Source organism: Micromonospora maris AB-18-032 (assembly GCF_000204155.1).
In the GTDB taxonomy this organism is placed as follows: domain Bacteria; phylum Actinomycetota; class Actinomycetes; order Mycobacteriales; family Micromonosporaceae; genus Micromonospora; species Micromonospora gifhornensis.
In genome coordinates, this window is record NC_015434.1 from 5,469,844 (window position 1) to 5,486,924 (window position 17,081).

The following is a 17,081-nucleotide window of genomic DNA, read 5'->3' on the forward strand; positions in this document are numbered from 1 at the left end:
GTCAGCCCCGGCTGGGCCGCCGGTCGGCGGTGTCCAGCGCAGCGGCCTCTTCCGGGGTCGGCGCGGTGCCGCCGAGGTGCGCCGGCAGCCACCACCGGTCGGCGTCGTCGGCGGGCTGGTCCGAGTACTCCCGCTGGGCCCGGTCGACCAGGTCCTGCAACCGCGTCTTCAGCTCGGCGCTCATCGCGTTCGCGTCCGGATAGGCGGCCGGGTGCAGGGGCTCGCCGACCAGGATGGTGATCGGGGTGTGTCGGCGGGTCAGCGTGCGGGGGCGCCCCTTGGTCCAGAGCCGCTGGGTGCCCCAGAGCGCCACCGGCAGCACCGGGACGGCCGCTTCGCAGGCCATCCGGGTGGCACCGCTCTTGAGTTCCTTGACGGTGAAGGACCGGCTGATCGTCGCTTCCGGGAAGACGCCGACGACCTCGCCCGCGCGCAGGGCGGCGAGCGCGGCGGCGTACGACTCGGCGCCCGCCCCCCGGTCCACCGGGATGTGCCGCATGCCACGCATCAGCGGGCCCGACACCCGGTGCCGGAACACCGACTCCTTCGCCATGAACCGGACCAGCCGCCTGGACTCCAGCGCACCGAGGCCGCAGAAGATGAAGTCCAGGTAGCTGACGTGGTTGCTGGCCATGACCGCCCCACCGGTGCGCGGCACGTGGTGTGAGCCCTGCACGGTGAGCCGCAGGTCGAGCACCCGGAACATGGTCTTGGCGGCGGCGATCACGGGCGGGTACACGAGTTCCGGCATTCGCCAACTTTACCGTGAGTAGGTTACGCGCTGGTAGGGACCGTGGCCGGGCGCACGCCGCGCCCGGCCACCGGCACTGCCGGTCGACAACGGGTCAGCTGGCCAGTTTGTGCAGGTCGAGACGGCCACGAGCGAAGGCGTCCACCCGTCCCCAGCGCCCCGGGATGTCCAGCACCTCGATCCGGCCCATGCCCACCGGCAGACGCGGCTCCACCGCCAGATGCCCCTCGTGCGGCTCCAGGCCGAGCATCGTCCGCAGCAGCAGCAGCGGCGCCCCGGTCGACCAGGCCTGCGGGCTGCACGCCGTCGGGTACTCCACCGGGAACTTCGTCTGCTCGCGCCGGTAACCACCGAACGCCTCCGGCAACCGACCGTCGAAGTAGCGCGCGGCGTCCAGGATCCCGCTGGCGATGGTGGCGGCCTCCTCGGCGAACCCGTAGCGACGCAGACCCCAGGCGCAGAACGAGGTGTCGAAGGGCCAGACCGTGCCGTTGTGGTAGCCGATGGGGTTGTAGCGCACCTCCCCCTCGGCCAGGGTCCGCACTCCCCAGCCGGAGAAGAGTCGGTCGCCGACCAGGTGCGCGGCGACCTGCTCGGCCCGGTCCTCGGCGACGATGCCGCTCCACAGCAGGTGGCCGATGTTGGAGCTGAGCACGTCGCACTGCCGCCCGTCCGGGTCGAGGGCGAGAGCGTAGTAACCGCCGTCGGCCACCCACCAGTCCCGGTTGAACCGCTCCTTCAGCTGCGCCGCCTCCCGCTCCAACTGCTCCGCGTACGCCGGGTCGTCCCAGAACTCGCGGGCCAACCGGGCCGCGCGGATCTTCGCGTCGTACGCGTACCCCTGCACCTCGCAGGTGGCCCGGGGAAACGGTGGCAGGCTGCCGTCGGCGTACGAGATGGAGTCCCAGGAGTCCTTCCAGCACTGGTTCTCCAGACCGGTGTCGGTGTTGCGCCGTTCGTACCAGATGTAGCCGTTACCGACCAGGTCGGCACAGTCGTCGATCCAGTGCAACGCCCGACGGCACTCCTGCTCCAACTCCTTGACCAGCGCGGCGTCGCCGCTCCACCGCTCGTACTCGTCGAGCAGGATCACGAACAGCGGGGTGGCGTCCACCGAGCCGTAGTAGGGCGAGTGCGGCTGCTCCTCGAACGCCGCGCTCTCGCCGTAGCGCATCTCGTGCAGGATCCGACCCGGGTCCTCCTCGCGGAAGTCGTCGAACCGGGTGCCCTGCAGCGCGCCCAGGATGCGCAGGGTGGTCGCGCTCAGCTGCGGCGTGAACGGCAGCGTCTGCAGGCAGGTCAGGATGCTGTCCCGGCCGAACATGGTCATGAACCAGGGCAGGCCCGCGGCGGGCAGCGTCTGACCGCCGAGCGACAGCGGCGCGAACCGCAATGCAGCCAGGTCCACCAGGCAACGCCGGTACGTCGAGCAGAGCTCGCCGTGCTCGCTGTTCACCTTGGGTGCCTTCGCGATCCACTCTTCCAGGTCGTGCTGGAGGGCGAGCCGTTCGGTGCCGTGCACCCGCAGCCCGATGCGCAGGTCCCGGCCGCCGGGGCCGAGCGCGTGGGTGCGTACGTGGATGTCGGTGTCCCACTGCTCGTTCGGTTCCAGGTGGACGCGGTACGAGAAGCCGTTGCGGTCATAGCTCGCCGGCTCGGAGGACGAGATGAGCGTCTCCCGCCGGAAGTTGCCCCGCCGGTAGCCCAGCCGCAGCTGGTCCGGCTCCGCCTCGGCGTACGACTCGCCCTTCTTGTTCAGGATCTCGTCCTTGACCTCGAACAGGTCGGCGAAGTCGGCGGCGGCGTCCATCCGGATCTCCAGATCCACCGCCTTCTCGTCGTGGTTGAGGATGGTGATGCTCTCCCGGAAGCTGCCCCCGACGGCCCGCTCCCTGATGATCGACAACTTCGCGTCGACGTAGTGCGTGGCCAGCCCCGGCACCAGGAAGAAACGCGACTCGAAGTACTGGAGGTCGTCGTAGGAGAGGGCGTTGAGCCGCTCGCCGTTGATGGTGAGCACCCACTTCGACAGGAAGCGGGTGTCGATGGAGAACAGCCCGGTCGGCTCGGTCGGCGTCGCCTCGATGTCCCCGGTCGCCTCCGAGACGACGAAGGTGTTGCCATCCAGGATCCGTACGGTGTGGCTCGGTGCCATCAGCGCACCCCCTTGCGGTAGCGATGCGGTCCGACGCTGTGCGGCGGTCCAGGGAAGATCCGGTCCAGTTGCACGATCAGGCGCGCGTCACCCGTGATGGTCATGTCGCCCCGCAGCAGCGCGGCCAGCCCGTTCTCCCGGCCGGTGACCAGGTCCTCGAACAGCCCCGGGCTGGTGCCCACGACCGCGTCCGCCTCCATGTCCTCCCGGCTGATTCGGATCTGCCCCCGGTCGATCCGGACCAGCCAGTGCATGGTCTGCGGCCCCTCGTGCAGGTCGAAGCGCAAAGTTCCGGAGAGCTTCGCCAGCAGCGGTTCGTACCCCTGCTGGTCGAGATCCTCGAAGAACCGCACGGTCGCTTCCGCCATCGCCGCCTCTCCCCCCGTCGGTCGGTCCCGGCCGGATCGGTGTCCCTCCACGGTCCGATCCCGCCTCGGCGTGCAGAGCAGGGTCCCCGGCCGGTACGCGGTCAACCTCGCCCGAATCGGGTGAGGCCACCGGAAGACCGGCGCAGACCGGAAGACCGGCACACAGGACAGCCGAAAGCCGACTTCCCGGTGGTCGGGAAGCCGGCAGGCAGGGCGTACGGGTCAGTTGTTGGGGTCGTCGGCGCTGATGTCGGCGAGCACCGACTGCGGCTCCCGCTCGACAGCCAGGTCACCCATCGACACGAGACCGATCAGCCGGCCGTCCTCGACCACCGGCAGCCGCCGTACGGCGTACGTGCGCATCAGGTCGGCGGCGGAGACCGCGTCGTCGTACTGGCTGACCGTGATCACGTCCTTGGTGGTGAGCTGGTTGAGCCGGGTGGTGTTCGGGTCCAGGCTCTCGGCCACCCCGCGGACCGTGATGTCCCGGTCCGTGATGATGCCGACCACGTTGTCGCCATCGGTCACCACCACGTCGCCGATCGCGGAGTCCCGCATCTCCTGGGCTGCCGCGACGAGCGTGTCGTTGCCGTCCATGGTCACCAACCGGGTCGTCATGAACTCTCCGACGGTAGTCATGGCGCCTCCCTCTCGGTGTCGGCCAACCATGGGTCTACCCGAGGGCCCCGACCAGTAACGCCTGGTCGGGGCCGAGAGGTCAGCGTTCGGTGGCCACCAGTTCGGCGATCTGTACGGCGTTGAGTGCGGCACCCTTGCGCAGGTTGTCGTTGGAGCAGAACAGCGCCAACCCGTGCTCGACAGTCTCGTCGGCCCGGATCCGGCCCACGAAGGTCGGGTCCTGGCCGGCCGCCTGCAACGGGGTGGGCACCTCGCTGAGCGTCACACCGGGCGCGCCGTCGAGCAGCTCGGTGGCGCGCTGCGGGCTGATCGGCCGGGCGAAGCGGGCGTTGATCTGCAGCGAGTGCCCGGTGAAGACCGGCACCCGGACGCAGGTGCCGGAGACCTTCAGGCCGGGGATCTCCAGGATCCGGCGGCTCTCGTTGCGCAGCTTCTGTTCCTCGTCGGTCTCCGCCGACCCGTCGTCGACGATCGAACCGGCGAGCGGCAGCACGTTGAACGCGATCGGCCGGGCGAACGAGCGGGGCGCCGAGAACTCCACCGCCGCACCGTCGTAGGTCAGGCCGGTAGCGCCCTCGGCCACCTTGCGGACCTGCTCGTCGAGCTCGGCGACGCCGGCCAGACCGGCGCCGGAAACCGCCTGGTACGTCGAGACGACCAGGCTGACCAGCTCCGCCTCCTCGTGCAGCGGCCGCAGCACCGGCATCGCGGCCATCGTGGTGCAGTTCGGGTTGGCGATGATGCCCTTGGGGCGTACGGCGGCAGCGTGCGGGTTGACCTCGGCGACGACCAGCGGCACCTGCGGGTCCGTCCGGAAGGCCGACGAGTTGTCGATGACCACGGCACCGGCGGCGGCGCCCCGGGGAGCCAACTCCTTGGCGGTGCCCTTACCGGCGGAGAAGAGCACGATGTCCAGCCCCGAGTAGTCGGCGGTGGCCGCGTCCTCGATGGCGACCTCCTCGCCGCGCCACGGCAGGGTACGCCCCGCCGAACGCGCCGAGGCGAAAAGCCGTACCTGCTCCGCCGGGAACTCCCGGTCCGCCAACACCTGCCGCATGACGCCACCGACCTGGCCGGTGGCCCCCACAATGCCGATCCTCATGCCCGCGAGGCTACCCAGGCCGGCCGGTCGACCGGGAACGCTTTCCCACCCCTCGGCGACCGACATCACACCGTCTCGGCCGGTGCGTGGTCGATCACCTCCCCCAGACCGGCGGCGACCAGTTCGTCGCGGATGAGCGCGGCATCCCCCTCCACCACCAGGGTCAGCGAATCCGGGTGGAGGTGGGTGGCGGCGGCGGCCGACACCTGGGCCACGTCGGCGGCGAGCAGCGCCTCCCGCAGCTGGGCGTGGTAGTCGTCGGGCAGGTCGTGCACCACGAGCGTGGTCAGGGCCGCAGCGATCGCCCGAGGGCTCTGCAGCTCCACCGAGAGCTGCCCGGCCCGCCAGGACCGGGCCACCGCCAGCTCGTCCTCGGTCACCCCACCGGCCTGGGTACGGGCGATCTCCCCGACCGACTCGACCAGGGCCGGTGCGGTCACCGCCGTCTGCACCCCGGAGCTGACCGCGAACCGGCCGAAGCGGCGGGACGAGGCGAAGTCGCCCCGGATGCCGTACGTGTAGCCGCGCACCTCGCGGATCAGGTGGTTCAACCGAGAGGTGAAGGCGCCGCCGAGCACCGTGCCGGCCAGCGCCAGCGGCACATGGTCCGGGTGGGCCCGGTGCGGCGCGACGTGACCGAGACGCAGCGTCGACTGCACCGAGCCGGGCCGGTCCACCAGGATGATCCGGCGACCGGTACGCAGCGGGACGTCGATCGGCCCACCGCGGTCCACCGGCCCACCGCCCGTACCGGCGAAGGCCGTTGCGGCGAGCGCGTCCAGGTCGATCCGGTCCAGGTCACCGGCGACCACCAGGGTGCCCGGCCGGATGAACCACTCGGAGTGGAAGACGGTGACGTCCTCGGCGTCCAGGGCGGCCACCGAGTCCGGGTCGCCGTACAACGGACGGCCCCACCGGTTGTCGGCGCCGAACAGGTCGGCACGCAGCACCGCGTCGGCGCGCGGACCGGGGTTGGCCCAGTCCATCCGCAACGCCGTCGCCTCGTCGTCGCGTACCCGGCGCACGTCGTCCGGGTCCAACTTCGGGGTACGCACCGCCTCGGCGAGCAGTTCCACGGCCGCACCCAACCGCTCCACCGGCACCTGCACGCTGGCCTGGAAGGTGTCCCAGTCCAGCCCGGTCACCAGCTCGGTGCCGAGCGCCTCGATGGCCAGCGCGTACGCGGTGCCGTCCCGCTGGCTGGTGCCCTCCTCCAGGGCCTTGGCCAGTACCCCGCCGAGCCCCTCCTTGCCCACCGGCTCCCGGCCGGCACCGGCGTCGAGCAGCAGCAGCGCCACGGCGAGGTTCTGCCCGGGCAGATGCGCGGCGACCACCTGGCCGCCCGCCACCGCCCGGCGCACCACCTGCGGGAACCGGTACGGACGAGCCGCACCCGGCCCCGGACGCTCGGCGATCAAAGTCACTGGGCCAACCTTTCGTTCGCGACTGCGGGGCTCGCTGCTGCCAGGTCGCGGCACCCCACCGGGCCGCGCCGCTCACTCCTCGCGCTCACAGTGCCAACCTTTCGTTCGCGACTGCGGGGCTCGCTGCTGCCAGGTCGCGGCGCCCCACCGGGCCGCGCCGCTCACTCCTCGCGCTCACAGCTTCTCCTCGGGGCGATAGGTCAGGGTCACCCGGTCGTCGGCGGCGAGCACCTCGGCGGCCACCTCGGCGATCTGCTCGGCGGTCACCGCCTGCCAGGCCGGCAGCCGCTCGGCCACGGTGGCCGGGTCGCCGAACTGGGTGGCGTAGCGACCCAGCGCGTCCGCCCGTCCGTCCACCGTGGACATCTGCCGCCACCAGGCGGTGGTCAGCAGGGCCTTGGCGCGGTCCAGCTCGCTCGGGGTCACCGGCACCGTGGCCACCTCGTCGACCACCTCGGCCAGCCCTTCGGCCAGCCGCTCGCCACTGACCCCGGGCCGGGCGGTGGCGGTGGCGATAAGCGGCGCGGGGGCGTGCGCCAGATCCACCCCGTACGCCCCGACGAGGTCGGGCTGGGCGATCCGTTCGCCGTCGGCGAGGCGCTGGTAGAGCCGGCTGCCGCGGCCGCTGCCGAGCACGGTGGCCAGCACGGTCACCACGTCGTAGCCCGGGGTGCCGAACGGGTAGGTCCGGTGTGCCACGTACACCCGGGGTGCCGGCACGTCGGTGACCACCGTCTCCACGGCCGGTACGCCGGTGGCCGGCACGGTGCGCCCGTCGGGTGCCGGTGGGATCTCCGCGCGGGGCTCGATGGCCCCGAAGTACTTCTCGGCAAGCGTGACGACCTCGTCGACTGTGGTGTCACCGACCACGGTGAGCACCGCGTTGTTCGGTGCGTAGTAGGTCTGGTGGAACGCCTGGAAGGTGGCCAGGTCGGCGGCGTTCAGGTCAGCCATCGAGCCGATGGTGGCGTGGTGGTACGGATGCCCCGGCGGGTAGAGCAGCGGCAGCAGCCGCAGCCACGCGTCGCCGTACGGCACGTTCTCGTAGCGTTGCCGCCGCTCGTTCTTCACCACGTCGCGCTGGTTGTCAAGCGTCTCCTGGGTCAGCGCCGGCACCAGGCCGCCCATCCGGTCGGCCTCCAGCCAGAGCGCCAACTCCAGATGCTCGGCCGGGACCGTCTCGAAGTAGTTCGTCCGATCCGGATTGGTGGTGGCGTTGAGCGACCCGCCCGCCCCCTGCACCAGTTTCATGTGCTCGGTCTTCGCGACGTTCACCGAGCCTTCGAACATCAGGTGCTCGAACAGGTGCGCGAAGCCGGTCTGTCCGGCCGGCTCGTGGCGGGAGCCGACGTCGTACCAGAGGTTGACCGCGACCGCCGGGGCGGTGCGGTCCTCGCTGACCACCACGCGCAGTCCGTTGTCGAGTCGAGTCGTGGAGATGGGCCAGGGGTAACCGCTGTCGGGCATGACTCCGACGCTATCCGATCTCCGCTGCCCGATGCGGTCGGGACGCGGGCGTGCCGCGCCCCACCCCGCCGGGGGACGCGGCCCGCCGCACCCGTCGCTCAGTCAGGCGGCTCGATCGGGGTCACCGTCTGTTCCGAGGTACGCCGCTCCAGGATCGTGTCCGGCGCGGCATTGGGGTTGTCCTCCCGGATATCGGACTCGGTCAGGATCGCGTCGGCCTGGGCCTCGGGATCCTCGCTGCCGGCCGCGGCCTCCTCGGGCAGCAGGTGGGCTCGGGACTCGACCCGCTCCTGGTCGCTCTTCGCGTCACTCATGACTGCCCCCATACCCCCCAGCCCCACCCCGCACGCGTGAAAGGAAGGGCCCCTTCTTAACGCCTCAGGTAGTAGCCGGGCCCCCTATTAACAGTTTCATGCGGCGACCCGGTCAGAAGCGGAACGGGCCGCGTACCTCGTAGGTGATGCCGCCCGAGGGCGATCCCGAGGTGCCGCGCTGCGAGGAGAAGTAGAAGCGGGTGCCGTCCGGCGAGAAGGCCGGCCCGCAGATCTCCGAGGACGACTGACCGGTGATCCGCAGGAACGGCGCCACGATCTCGTCCGGTGTGATCACGCAGATCTCCATGTTGCCGCCGTCCTCGGCCACGAACAGGTCGCCGGAGCGGGCGCCGGTGATGTTGTCCACGCCGGTCAGCGGCGCGCTGCCGGAGACTCGGGCGGCGTCGTACGCCAGGTCGATGCGCTGGTTGACCGCGTCGTACGCCCAGACCCGGTTGTCGCCCTTGGTGGTGAACCAGCAGGTGCCGTCGGCGTACCAGCAGCCCTCGCCACCGTTGAAGCGCTTGGCCCCGGAGACCTGGTTGCGGGTCAGCGTGCTCGCCCCCGACGGGTCGGGCACCCGCGCCCAGGTCACCGGGCCGCTGGTGGCGCTGCCGGCGACCAGGACCTCCAGCGTGCCGCCGGCCAGGCTGCCCCAGCTCGTCGGGCGGAACCGGTACAGGCAGCCGTTGCTCTCGTCCTCGGTGAGGTAGATGACCCGGCGGTCCGGATCGCAGGCGGCGGCCTCGTGCTTGAACCGCCCCATCGCGTCCCGGCGCACTGCGGCGGTGCCGCCCTGCGGGTACGTCTCGTAGACGTACCCGCGGCTGACCTCCTCGCAGGAGAGCCAGGTGCCCCACGGGGTGGCGCCGCCGGCGCAGTTCTGGTTGGTGCCGGAGAGGATCCGGTACGCCGAGGCGATGCTGCCGTCGGCGTCGAACCGGATCGCCGAGGCACCACCGCCCGGGGTGATCTCGGAGTTCGAGACATAGATCCATCCGGTTCCGGCGGTGAAGCAGGCACCGCCGTCGGGCGCGTCGTGCCAGACGTACGAGGTGCCGGCGACCGTCCGGCGGGACCGGGCGATCACCCGGCTGGTGAAGCCGGCGGGCAGCTGGATCCCGTTGGCGTCGGCGCTGCGCAGCGCCCCGTACGGGCTGGGACCGGGTTGCGCCGGTGCGGCCACCGCGGCTTGCGCCCACAGGCTGCCGGAGAAGGCGGCAGCGCCGCCGGCGACGGTGGCGCGCAGGACGGTACGACGATCCATCGAATACCTCCGGTACTCGCAGCGTTCGGTGTCGCTGAAATTACCGACCGATTCATCGATGAGGGTGAACGCGAGGGGAGGCTTTGCCGACCATGGGGTGAGCAGTTGCCCACCGTCGGGTACTCTTGGCGCCGTGACGCGGTCGTATCGATGGTTTAGGCAGCCGGCTCGTAAGCCGGTGACCTCACCATGATCTGACGTCACCGTTTTCGAGCCGGCCGGGCAGGAATCAATTTCCTGCCCTTTTGCCTACGAGCAGCCGGCTCGTCCCGGGCACCGGCCCCGGGGTGCGGTCGGCGAAAGGATGCCCACCGTGACGACCCCGGACAACCGTCGCGTCATCGATCAGCGGATCGACCGTGTCGTACCGCTGACCACCCCGGCGCTGCTGCACCACGAGCTACCTCTGGAAGACGACCTGGCCTCGGCCGTGGTCGCCGGGCGGCGCACCGCCGCCCAGGTCCTCGACCGCATCGACGACCGCCTGCTGGTGGTGGTCGGCCCGTGCTCGGTGCACGATCCCGCCGCCGCCCTGGAGTACGCCCACCGGCTGCGCGAGGCGGCCGACCGGGTCGCCGACGACCTGCTGGTGGTGATGCGGGTCTACTTCGAGAAGCCGCGCTCCACCGTCGGGTGGAAGGGACTGATCAACGATCCCGGGCTGGACGGTTCCGGTGACGTCAACGCCGGTCTCCGGCTGGCCCGGGCGCTCCTGCTCGACGTGTTACGCCTCGGCCTGCCGGTCGGCTGCGAGTTCCTCGACCCGATCACCCCGCAGTACATCGCGGACACGGTGGCCTGGGGGGCCATCGGCGCCCGTACGGTGGAGAGCCAGGTGCACCGGCAGCTCGCCTCCGGCCTGTCCATGCCGATCGGCATGAAGAACCGCCCGGACGGCAGCATCGCCACCGCCGTGGACGCGATCCGGGCAGCCGGCGTACCGCACGTCTTCCCCGGCATCGACGTCTCCGGCACCCCGGCGATCATGCACACCCGGGGTAACGCCGACGGCCACCTGGTGCTGCGTGGTGGCGGGGGCCGGCCGAACTACGACGCCGCCTCGGTGGCCGGTGCGCTGGAACTGCTGCGCGCCGCCGGGCTGCCCGAGCGGCTGGTGGTGGACGCCAGCCACGCCAACAGCGGCAAGGACCACCGCAACCAGCCCGCCGTGGTCGCCGACGTGGCCGGGCAGATCGCCGCCGGTCAGCGGGGCATCGTCGGGATCATGCTGGAGAGCTTCCTCGTCCCCGGTCGGCAGGACCTCGACCCGACCCGGGAGCTGACCTACGGCCAGTCGATCACCGACGCCTGCATCGGCTGGGACACCACCGACGAGGTGCTCACCGAACTGGCCGCCGCCGTACGCGCCCGCCGGGCCACCCGCTCCAGCGCCGACCCGCACTCGCTGCCCGCCCCCGCCTGAGCGACGACCGGCCCGTCCCCGCTCGGGTCGGTCAGGAAGTTGTCCGCTCACGACAACTTCCTGACCGACGGAGCTGGGGCGGGGCCGGACGGGGTGGGTGTTTGGGTGCAGAGGGCGCGGGTAGCTGACGGGCGTGACCGACGACGTACCCGTGACCGGGGCACCCGCGCCGACGACGCAGGCCCGCCTGCCGGAAGCCGTGCTGGCCGACGTGCCGGTGGTCGACACCGCCGCGATCGACCCACCCGTGACCGACCTGCCCGGCACGCTCGCCGCCGTACCGGACGAGATCGAGGTCGAGGCGGTGGACACCCGGCCGTTGGACGAGCTGCTCGACGACCTCTACCGCGGCCAGGAGCGGATCAGCCAGGTCGACATCTACCGCCGCGCGGTCGCGGCGGAGCTGCCCGCGCAGCTGCTCGCCCGGCTGAACGCGCTGCCCCAGGGCGAGTACGCGGTCGACGAGGTGACCGACCTGCTGGGCGGCTCAGTGGGCTGACCCCCTCACCAGCCGATCCGGCGGCGACCAGGAGAGGACCGTGATGTCGCAGCCCACCGAGGACCACGACCAGACGCCCGCGCTCGCGCAACCCCCGGAGGGCAGGGACACCCTGCCCGAGCCGGATTTCGCAAACGAACACGAGACCACCGCCGTCGACGACGACATCCTGACCGGCGCCGACCAGGACGAGCGGGAGCCGGAGTCACCACGCGGCTGGTCGGGCATGCAGCGCTGAACCCGCATCCGTACGCCGAAACCGCCGGCCCGGAACACCGGGCCGGCGGTTCTGCCTGCTCGTAGGATCGCTCAGTCCGCGGAGCGGTGGTGGCCTTCCGCACCCTGCTGGGCCATCGCGTACGCCATCTGGAGGAAGTCGGAGGCGGCCACCGCGGTCAGGGCGGTGGCGACCAGCCGGGTCAGCCGTGGCGCCAGCACCAGACCCCCGGTCATGCCGGTGGCCACCCAGACCGCCAGGCAGAACGGGCAGCTGAGCAGTTCACCTATCGCGTGCCGGGTGGGGCTGCCGGAGTCGCGTACCTGTTCCATCACCTCGCCACTGCCGATCGGCCGGTCGTAGCGGGTGAACGGCGCGCGCAGCGGGCTGGTCACAGCGTCCTTCGACAGCAGCCGGCTGAGCTTGTGGGTCGCGATCGACAGGAGCACCACGTCGGCGGTGGCCGGCCGCTGCGGCACGGTACGCCCGGTCGCCTTGACCAGGGCGGCGATGGCACCCGCCACCCCGGCGTAGGTGCCCATGGCCACCAGGTAACCGCCGAGGGGGCGGTGCTCGTGCGGGGCGTACGCCTGGCGCAGCCTGGTCACCTTCTGCTTCAGCAAGCTCACCCGGGACTCCTTCTGATCACGCTTCCCAGGCGGGCGGTCAGCCGGCCTGGAGGTTGTCGGCCACTTCGCGGGCCAGGTTGGTCAGCGCCTGGTCGGCCAGCCGGTCGGGTCGACCGTCGCCGACCAGGTCGAGCCGAGCCCGGGTGCCACCCGAGTCCTCCGCTGCCACCCGCAGCTCGGCCGTCCAGTCCGTGTCCCGCGCGCGCCAGCGGGCCCACAGGCCGTCCGGGTCCCCGTCGGGGACGGCGGACAGCAGCGGCTCGGGCAGCCAGGCGGAGCTCCGGTCGGGGTCGGTCGCGGTGTTGAAGACGACCTCGGGCGGCGCGGAGATGCCCCGTTCCGCGTACGCCATCACGCGTCCCGCAGCCGGCTCGGGTCGACCTCCCGACCGGGGTGGCGGGCCAGGTACTCGGTCTCCAGTTCGGCGGTACGCCGCAGGTGGGTGGCGAGCGCCGAGTCGGTCGCGTGCCGCAACGTGTCCAGCCGGGTCCGGTGCAGACTCTCCATCTCGCGGATGAGGTCCTCCTCGGCCAACTCCGCCGGGTCGATGCCGGGCAGGTCGGCGTCGAGGATCGGCGCGGCCACCCGGTCGTCACCCCATTCCGGGATCCGCTGCTCGGGGCTCACCTCGGTGCCGCCGGGAGGAAATCCGTCCTGTGCCCTCATCTCGCGCCCCCTAGTCGGTCGTGGGCCTGGCGTCTGTACGGTTGCCCACCGCCCGGACGGCCAAACCACCGCCGCCACTACGACACGGTGTCGGAGAGCAGCGCCGGTCCCGGTACCCTCGGTGCCATGAAGCGGCTCTGGACCCCGGCGTGGATCGCCCGCCACGTGGCCATGGTCGTACTGGTGACGGCCTTCCTGGCGCTGGGCTGGTGGCAGGTCAGCCGCGCCGCCGCCGGCAACGCCATCAGCTGGGGCTACGCGGTGGAGTGGCCGATCTTCGCCGGGTTCGTGGTCTTCGTCTGGTGGCGTGAGGTCCGCCACGCGCTGCGGGGCGCCGAGGCAGGCCCGAGCGCAGCCGTCGGCGAGGCACCCGACGCCGGCGATCCCACGGTCGTCGAGAGGGCCGAGGCCGTCGAGGCGGCGGGCGTACGGCCGCGGCCCGGCATCGGCCGGCCGGTACGGGTCACCCGTACCGTCGGCGGTCACGGCGAGGAGGACGCGGAACTGGCCGCGTACAACCGCTACCTGTCATGGTTGAACGCCAATCCGGGCGCGAAGCCCGGCGACTATCCCGGCTGAGCCGGCCCGGAAGGACACGAGAAGTGCGCGCTGCTCTCACCCGTTACCGCGTGATCGCCTGGATCGTCGGTGTGGTGCTGATCCTGCTGGTCGTCATCGGCATGCCGTTGAAGTACGGCTTCGACGAGCCGATCGTGGTGGAGACCGTCGGCCAGGCGCACGGCTTCCTCTACATGCTCTACCTGGTCGCCACCTTCGACCTGTCCCGCCGGGTCGACTGGCCGCTCAAGCGGATGATCCTGGTGATGCTGGCCGGGACGGTGCCGTTCCTCTCCTTCTGGGCCGAGCGCCGGGTGAGCACCCTCGTCCTCGCCCAGCACGCTGAGCCGGCGCCGCAGCCGGTCGCCGGCTGATCCGACCCTTCGTCGCCAGCGGTCTCAGCGCCGGGGACGCCACAGGTCGGCGTTCGCGAGCGGGTCCTCCCAGCCGCCGTGGCGGTGGATCTCGAAGGCCCGCCGCAGCGCGCGGCTCACCTGCCCGAACTGGTGCTCGTCGTCGCTGCTGAACAGCAACTCCGGCACTCCGCCGCGCTGCCCCCACAGCTCGTACGCCGGCGGCCGCCACCGGTCGCCGGCCGCCGCGACCAGGATCGGCACCAGGAACACCACCCCGAGCAGGAGGTACGCCCCGGCGGTGAGCCGGTGCAGCCCTCCGGTGAAGCCGAGCGCCAGCCCGATCCCACCGATCACGGCGGCGGAGACCAGGGCGGCCCGCATGGCCACCCGGTCGTGTGGCCCCCGGGTGGTGTGCAGGTGGGTCAGTTCGGCGACCCGCCAACTGGTGCTGCCGACGGTGAACCGGTCGGCCGTGACGATGATCCCGGGTCGGGCGTAGAGCAGGGTCGGTCTGCCACCTGCGGTACCGCCCGGCGACCAGGGCGGTCGTGTCGTCGCACCTTCACGCTCCACGGCCCCTCCTCCACTGCTGGTGTGGGGGGCGGCCCGCTTGCCGGCCCCATCGATGCAGATGTGCGGGAATCCCGGCTGTGGCTTCATTGTGTGCCCGCCTCGCCACCCTGGCCTGCCGGTTTGCGGTGCTCAGCGGGGTTCGGACGGACCGGCGACGCCGGAAACACCACCCCGAGTCCGGCTTGTCGGACATACCGCGGAGTCATCCGACGTCATGTGCCGAGACCGACCCCTTGCGCATCTCCGGTATACCGGACTATTGCTACGGAACAAGAACGTGATTCAAGCTCAGCATCCCCATTGGTCTCGGCTTTCACTGCCACCGACTCCTGTCGCGTACTACGTTGGGCGAGTCGGTCCGGTCGGCCGCCGTCCAGCCGGACGGCACCGGGCTGATGCCGCCGCGGAGCGTCAGCAGGCCCGCGCCGGCCATGGGAGAGGAGCATCGAGCTCTTGTCGCCCCTGTTACACACGCTGCGCGCCCTGACCGTCACCGCGTTCGCACTGGTGCTTATCGCACCCGCGACGGTGGCCCGGGCCGAACCGTCCCCCGCCGAACTGACCCGGCGGATCGACAAGGCGTCCACCGAGTTGGAGAACGTGGTGGAGGCGCACAACGAGTTACGCGAGAAGATCAAGAAGAATCAGGCCGCCGTGGCCCGGCTCCAGGAACGGATCGGTCCACTGGAGCGGCAGGCCGCGCAGAGCCGCGCGGATGTCAGCGAGTTGGCCGCCACCGCGTACAAGACCGGCAACCTCGGCGCGGTCGACGCGTTGCTGCACGGCGGTGACTCGGCGTCGGTGCTGGACCGGCTCGGCACGCTGGACCACCTGACCCGGCAGCGCCAGGCGACCATCGCCGGCTACACCGCCGACCAGCGGCGACTGCTCGACGAGAAGACCCGGCTGGACGTGACGCTGACCCAGCAGGCGGCCCGCTCGCGGGAGCTGAGCACCGCGAAGCGACGGATCGAACGGGATCTGGCCAAGCTGTACGAACTGCGCCGGCAGGCGTACGGCCGAGCCGCCGAGCGTCCGAACAACCGGCCGGACAGCGCCAACGACGCGCCGGCCGTCTCCGGTCAGGCCGGCGTGGCCGTCCGGTACGCCTACGGCGCGCTCGGCAAGCCGTACGCCTGGGGCCAGGACGGGCCGAACGGCTACGACTGCTCGGGCCTGACCTCTGCCGCCTGGCGGGCGGCGGGCCGGTCACTGCCGCACAACACCCGGATGCAGTGGGGGGTGGTAGCCCACATCAGCCGCAGCGAACTGCGCCCAGGTGACCTGGTCTTCTACCGCAGCCTCGGGCACGTGGCGATCTACGTGGGCGGCGGGCAGGTCATCCACGCACCCACCTTCGGGCGGAACGTGGAGAAGCGTGCCGTCGACCTGATGACGCCGTACGGTTACGGCCGGGTGCGCTGAGTTCCACCGCGCGACGAGGCGGCCGGGCGACCGGCCGCAGGCACGACGAAGGGCCGGCGTCCCCCTATCGGACGCCGGCCCTTCGTCGTCATTACTACCAGCTCAGGCCGCTTGCAGACCCTCCGCGCGAGCCAGCTCACGGAGCCGGCCGAGCGCCTGGATCTCCAGCTGCCGGATCCGCTCCCGCGACAACGAGAACCGCGAGGCCACCTCCGTCAACGAGTGCTCCCGGCCGTCCTCGAGCCCGTAGCGAGCCCGCATGATGCCGGCGGAGCGGTCGTCCAGGTGGTTGAGCAGACCCTCGATGCGCTGCCGCTCCAGGCCGGTGAGCACGATCTCCTCCGGCGAGGGCGCGTCGCTGTCGGCGACCAGATCACCGAGGTTGGTGTCGCCGTCGTCACCGACCGGCGTGTCCAACGACACGGTGTCCTGCGACCAGCGGACCAGCTCGTTGACCCGCTCGACGGTCACGCCCAGCGCCGCCGCGATCTGCTCCGGCTCCGGGTCGCTGCCCAGCTCACGGGTGAGCTGCCGGGCCACGTTGCGCATCCGGTTGACGTCCTCCACCAGGTGCACCGGCAGCCGCACGGTGCGCTCCTGCTGGGCGATCGCCCGGCTGATCGCCTGGCGGATCCACCACGTCGCGTAGGTGGAGAACTTGTAGCCACGTTCGTAGTCGAACTTCTCGACCGCCCGGACCAGACCGGTGTTGCCCTCCTGGATCAGATCCAGCATGGGCATCCCGGAACGGACGTAACGTCGGGCGATCGACACGACCAGGCGCAGGTTGGCGCGGATGAACAGGTCCTTGGCCCGCTCACCCTCGGCGACCAGCCGCGTCAGCTCATCCCGGGTGACGCCCTCGGGTACGCGGTCCTCGCCGAGCAGGTGCTCGGCGTACAGGCCTGCCTCGATGGCCTTGGAGAGATCGACCTCCTTGGCGGCGTCCAGCAGTGGCGTCCGGGAGATCTCGTGCAGGTAGACTCCAACCAGGTCGCGCTCCTCGGCAACCTCGTCGGTTCGCATCCCGATGTTCTTGTCCACGTTGCCCACGGTCCCCTCAATCGCGCCGGTTACCCGGTTGCTTGCCATCCCCACGCCCATCAGCCCCTCCCCCGTAACCTCCGCTGTGCCCATCGGTGCTGACATCTACACAACAGATGAGACGTGTCGGGGAATTCCATGTCGTGGGTCGAAAGTGTCACGAATGCCTGATAATCAGCTGAGAGCACGGTCCATGTTTGCTGT

General features: G+C 71.2%; 20 protein-coding genes. 6 read left to right on the top strand and 14 right to left on the bottom strand.

Going from position 1 to position 17,081, the window contains the following annotated elements:
- Position 1 precedes the first annotated feature (1 nt).
- The 9 genes from VAB18032_RS24120 to VAB18032_RS24160 form a co-directional block, all read right to left on the bottom strand.
- Complete coding sequence (locus VAB18032_RS24120; RefSeq protein WP_013735542.1) at positions 2-751, bottom strand: lysophospholipid acyltransferase family protein; 750 nt, start codon at positions 749-751, stop codon at positions 2-4.
- Positions 752-845: 94 nt separating this feature from the next.
- Positions 846-2,906, bottom strand: a complete 2,061-nt coding sequence (locus VAB18032_RS24125) for an amylo-alpha-1,6-glucosidase (protein WP_013735543.1) — start codon at positions 2,904-2,906, stop codon at positions 846-848.
- Positions 2,906-3,274: an SCP2 sterol-binding domain-containing protein gene (locus VAB18032_RS24130; protein ID WP_013735544.1), complete on the bottom strand. Its 369-nt coding sequence runs from the start codon at positions 3,272-3,274 to the stop codon at positions 2,906-2,908. The genes VAB18032_RS24125 and VAB18032_RS24130 overlap by 1 nt, the downstream gene beginning before the upstream one ends.
- A gap of 222 nt (positions 3,275-3,496) precedes the next feature.
- Complete coding sequence (locus VAB18032_RS24135) at positions 3,497-3,913, bottom strand: CBS domain-containing protein (RefSeq protein ID WP_013735545.1); 417 nt, start codon at positions 3,911-3,913, stop codon at positions 3,497-3,499.
- Between the two features lie 79 nt (positions 3,914-3,992).
- The gene (locus VAB18032_RS24140; RefSeq protein WP_013735546.1) at positions 3,993-5,015 is read right to left on the bottom strand and encodes an aspartate-semialdehyde dehydrogenase; all 1,023 of its coding nucleotides are present in this window, start codon (positions 5,013-5,015) and stop codon (positions 3,993-3,995) included.
- 65 nt (positions 5,016-5,080) lie between these two features.
- Positions 5,081-6,439 (bottom strand): M16 family metallopeptidase, encoded by a 1,359-nt coding sequence (locus VAB18032_RS24145; RefSeq protein WP_013735547.1) that lies wholly within the window; start codon positions 6,437-6,439, stop codon positions 5,081-5,083.
- A gap of 174 nt (positions 6,440-6,613) precedes the next feature.
- Positions 6,614-7,906, bottom strand: a complete 1,293-nt coding sequence (locus tag VAB18032_RS24150) for a M16 family metallopeptidase (protein ID WP_013735548.1) — start codon at positions 7,904-7,906, stop codon at positions 6,614-6,616.
- 98 nt (positions 7,907-8,004) lie between these two features.
- Positions 8,005-8,220 carry a hypothetical protein gene (locus tag VAB18032_RS24155; protein ID WP_013735549.1) on the bottom strand — a complete coding sequence of 72 codons (216 nt, stop codon included), beginning with the start codon at positions 8,218-8,220 and terminating at the stop codon, positions 8,005-8,007.
- Positions 8,221-8,332: 112 nt separating this feature from the next.
- Positions 8,333-9,487, bottom strand: coding sequence for an alkaline phosphatase PhoX (locus tag VAB18032_RS24160; protein ID WP_013735550.1), 1,155 nt, complete (start codon positions 9,485-9,487; stop codon positions 8,333-8,335).
- 304 nt (positions 9,488-9,791) lie between these two features.
- On the opposite strand from VAB18032_RS24160, the gene VAB18032_RS24165 reads away from it, so the two are divergent.
- From VAB18032_RS24165 to VAB18032_RS24175, 3 genes are all read left to right on the top strand, one after another.
- Positions 9,792-10,910 (top strand): 3-deoxy-7-phosphoheptulonate synthase, encoded by a 1,119-nt coding sequence (locus tag VAB18032_RS24165; protein ID WP_050814649.1) that lies wholly within the window; start codon positions 9,792-9,794, stop codon positions 10,908-10,910.
- A 247-nt stretch (positions 10,911-11,157) separates the two neighbouring features.
- Complete coding sequence (locus VAB18032_RS24170) at positions 11,158-11,409, top strand: hypothetical protein (protein WP_050814790.1); 252 nt, start codon at positions 11,158-11,160, stop codon at positions 11,407-11,409.
- Positions 11,410-11,452: 43 nt separating this feature from the next.
- Entirely contained in the window at positions 11,453-11,647 is a 195-nt protein-coding gene (locus VAB18032_RS24175) for a hypothetical protein (protein ID WP_013735553.1), read from the top strand.
- A gap of 71 nt (positions 11,648-11,718) precedes the next feature.
- Here VAB18032_RS24175 and VAB18032_RS24180 read toward each other — a convergent pair whose 3' ends face one another.
- From VAB18032_RS24180 to VAB18032_RS24190, 3 genes are read right to left on the bottom strand one after another with little or no spacing between them, the layout of a single operon-like run.
- Positions 11,719-12,255 (bottom strand): DUF1360 domain-containing protein, encoded by a 537-nt coding sequence (locus VAB18032_RS24180; RefSeq protein ID WP_013735554.1) that lies wholly within the window; start codon positions 12,253-12,255, stop codon positions 11,719-11,721.
- Positions 12,256-12,292: 37 nt separating this feature from the next.
- Positions 12,293-12,607 carry an SRPBCC family protein gene (locus tag VAB18032_RS24185; protein ID WP_013735555.1) on the bottom strand — a complete coding sequence of 105 codons (315 nt, stop codon included), beginning with the start codon at positions 12,605-12,607 and terminating at the stop codon, positions 12,293-12,295.
- Entirely contained in the window at positions 12,607-12,921 is a 315-nt protein-coding gene (locus VAB18032_RS24190; RefSeq protein ID WP_050814650.1) for a DUF6158 family protein, read from the bottom strand. The genes VAB18032_RS24185 and VAB18032_RS24190 overlap by 1 nt, the downstream gene beginning before the upstream one ends.
- Positions 12,922-13,047: 126 nt before the next feature.
- Here VAB18032_RS24190 and VAB18032_RS24195 point away from each other — a divergent pair, with 126 nt between their 5' ends.
- Positions 13,048-13,500: a hypothetical protein gene (locus tag VAB18032_RS24195; protein ID WP_193386269.1), complete on the top strand. Its 453-nt coding sequence runs from the start codon at positions 13,048-13,050 to the stop codon at positions 13,498-13,500.
- Between the two features lie 23 nt (positions 13,501-13,523).
- Positions 13,524-13,853, top strand: a complete 330-nt coding sequence (locus VAB18032_RS24200; protein ID WP_013735558.1) for a DUF3817 domain-containing protein — start codon at positions 13,524-13,526, stop codon at positions 13,851-13,853.
- Positions 13,854-13,877: 24 nt separating this feature from the next.
- On the opposite strand, the gene VAB18032_RS24205 is transcribed toward VAB18032_RS24200, so the two are convergent.
- Entirely contained in the window at positions 13,878-14,408 is a 531-nt protein-coding gene (locus tag VAB18032_RS24205; RefSeq protein ID WP_013735559.1) for a DUF6232 family protein, read from the bottom strand.
- A gap of 453 nt (positions 14,409-14,861) precedes the next feature.
- On the opposite strand from VAB18032_RS24205, the gene VAB18032_RS24210 reads away from it, so the two are divergent.
- Positions 14,862-15,833, top strand: a complete 972-nt coding sequence (locus VAB18032_RS24210; RefSeq protein WP_013735560.1) for a C40 family peptidase — start codon at positions 14,862-14,864, stop codon at positions 15,831-15,833.
- Between the two features lie 102 nt (positions 15,834-15,935).
- Here VAB18032_RS24210 and VAB18032_RS24215 read toward each other — a convergent pair whose 3' ends face one another.
- Positions 15,936-16,925: a sigma-70 family RNA polymerase sigma factor gene (locus tag VAB18032_RS24215; RefSeq protein ID WP_086011300.1), complete on the bottom strand. Its 990-nt coding sequence runs from the start codon at positions 16,923-16,925 to the stop codon at positions 15,936-15,938.
- Positions 16,926-17,081: the final 156 nt, after the last annotated feature.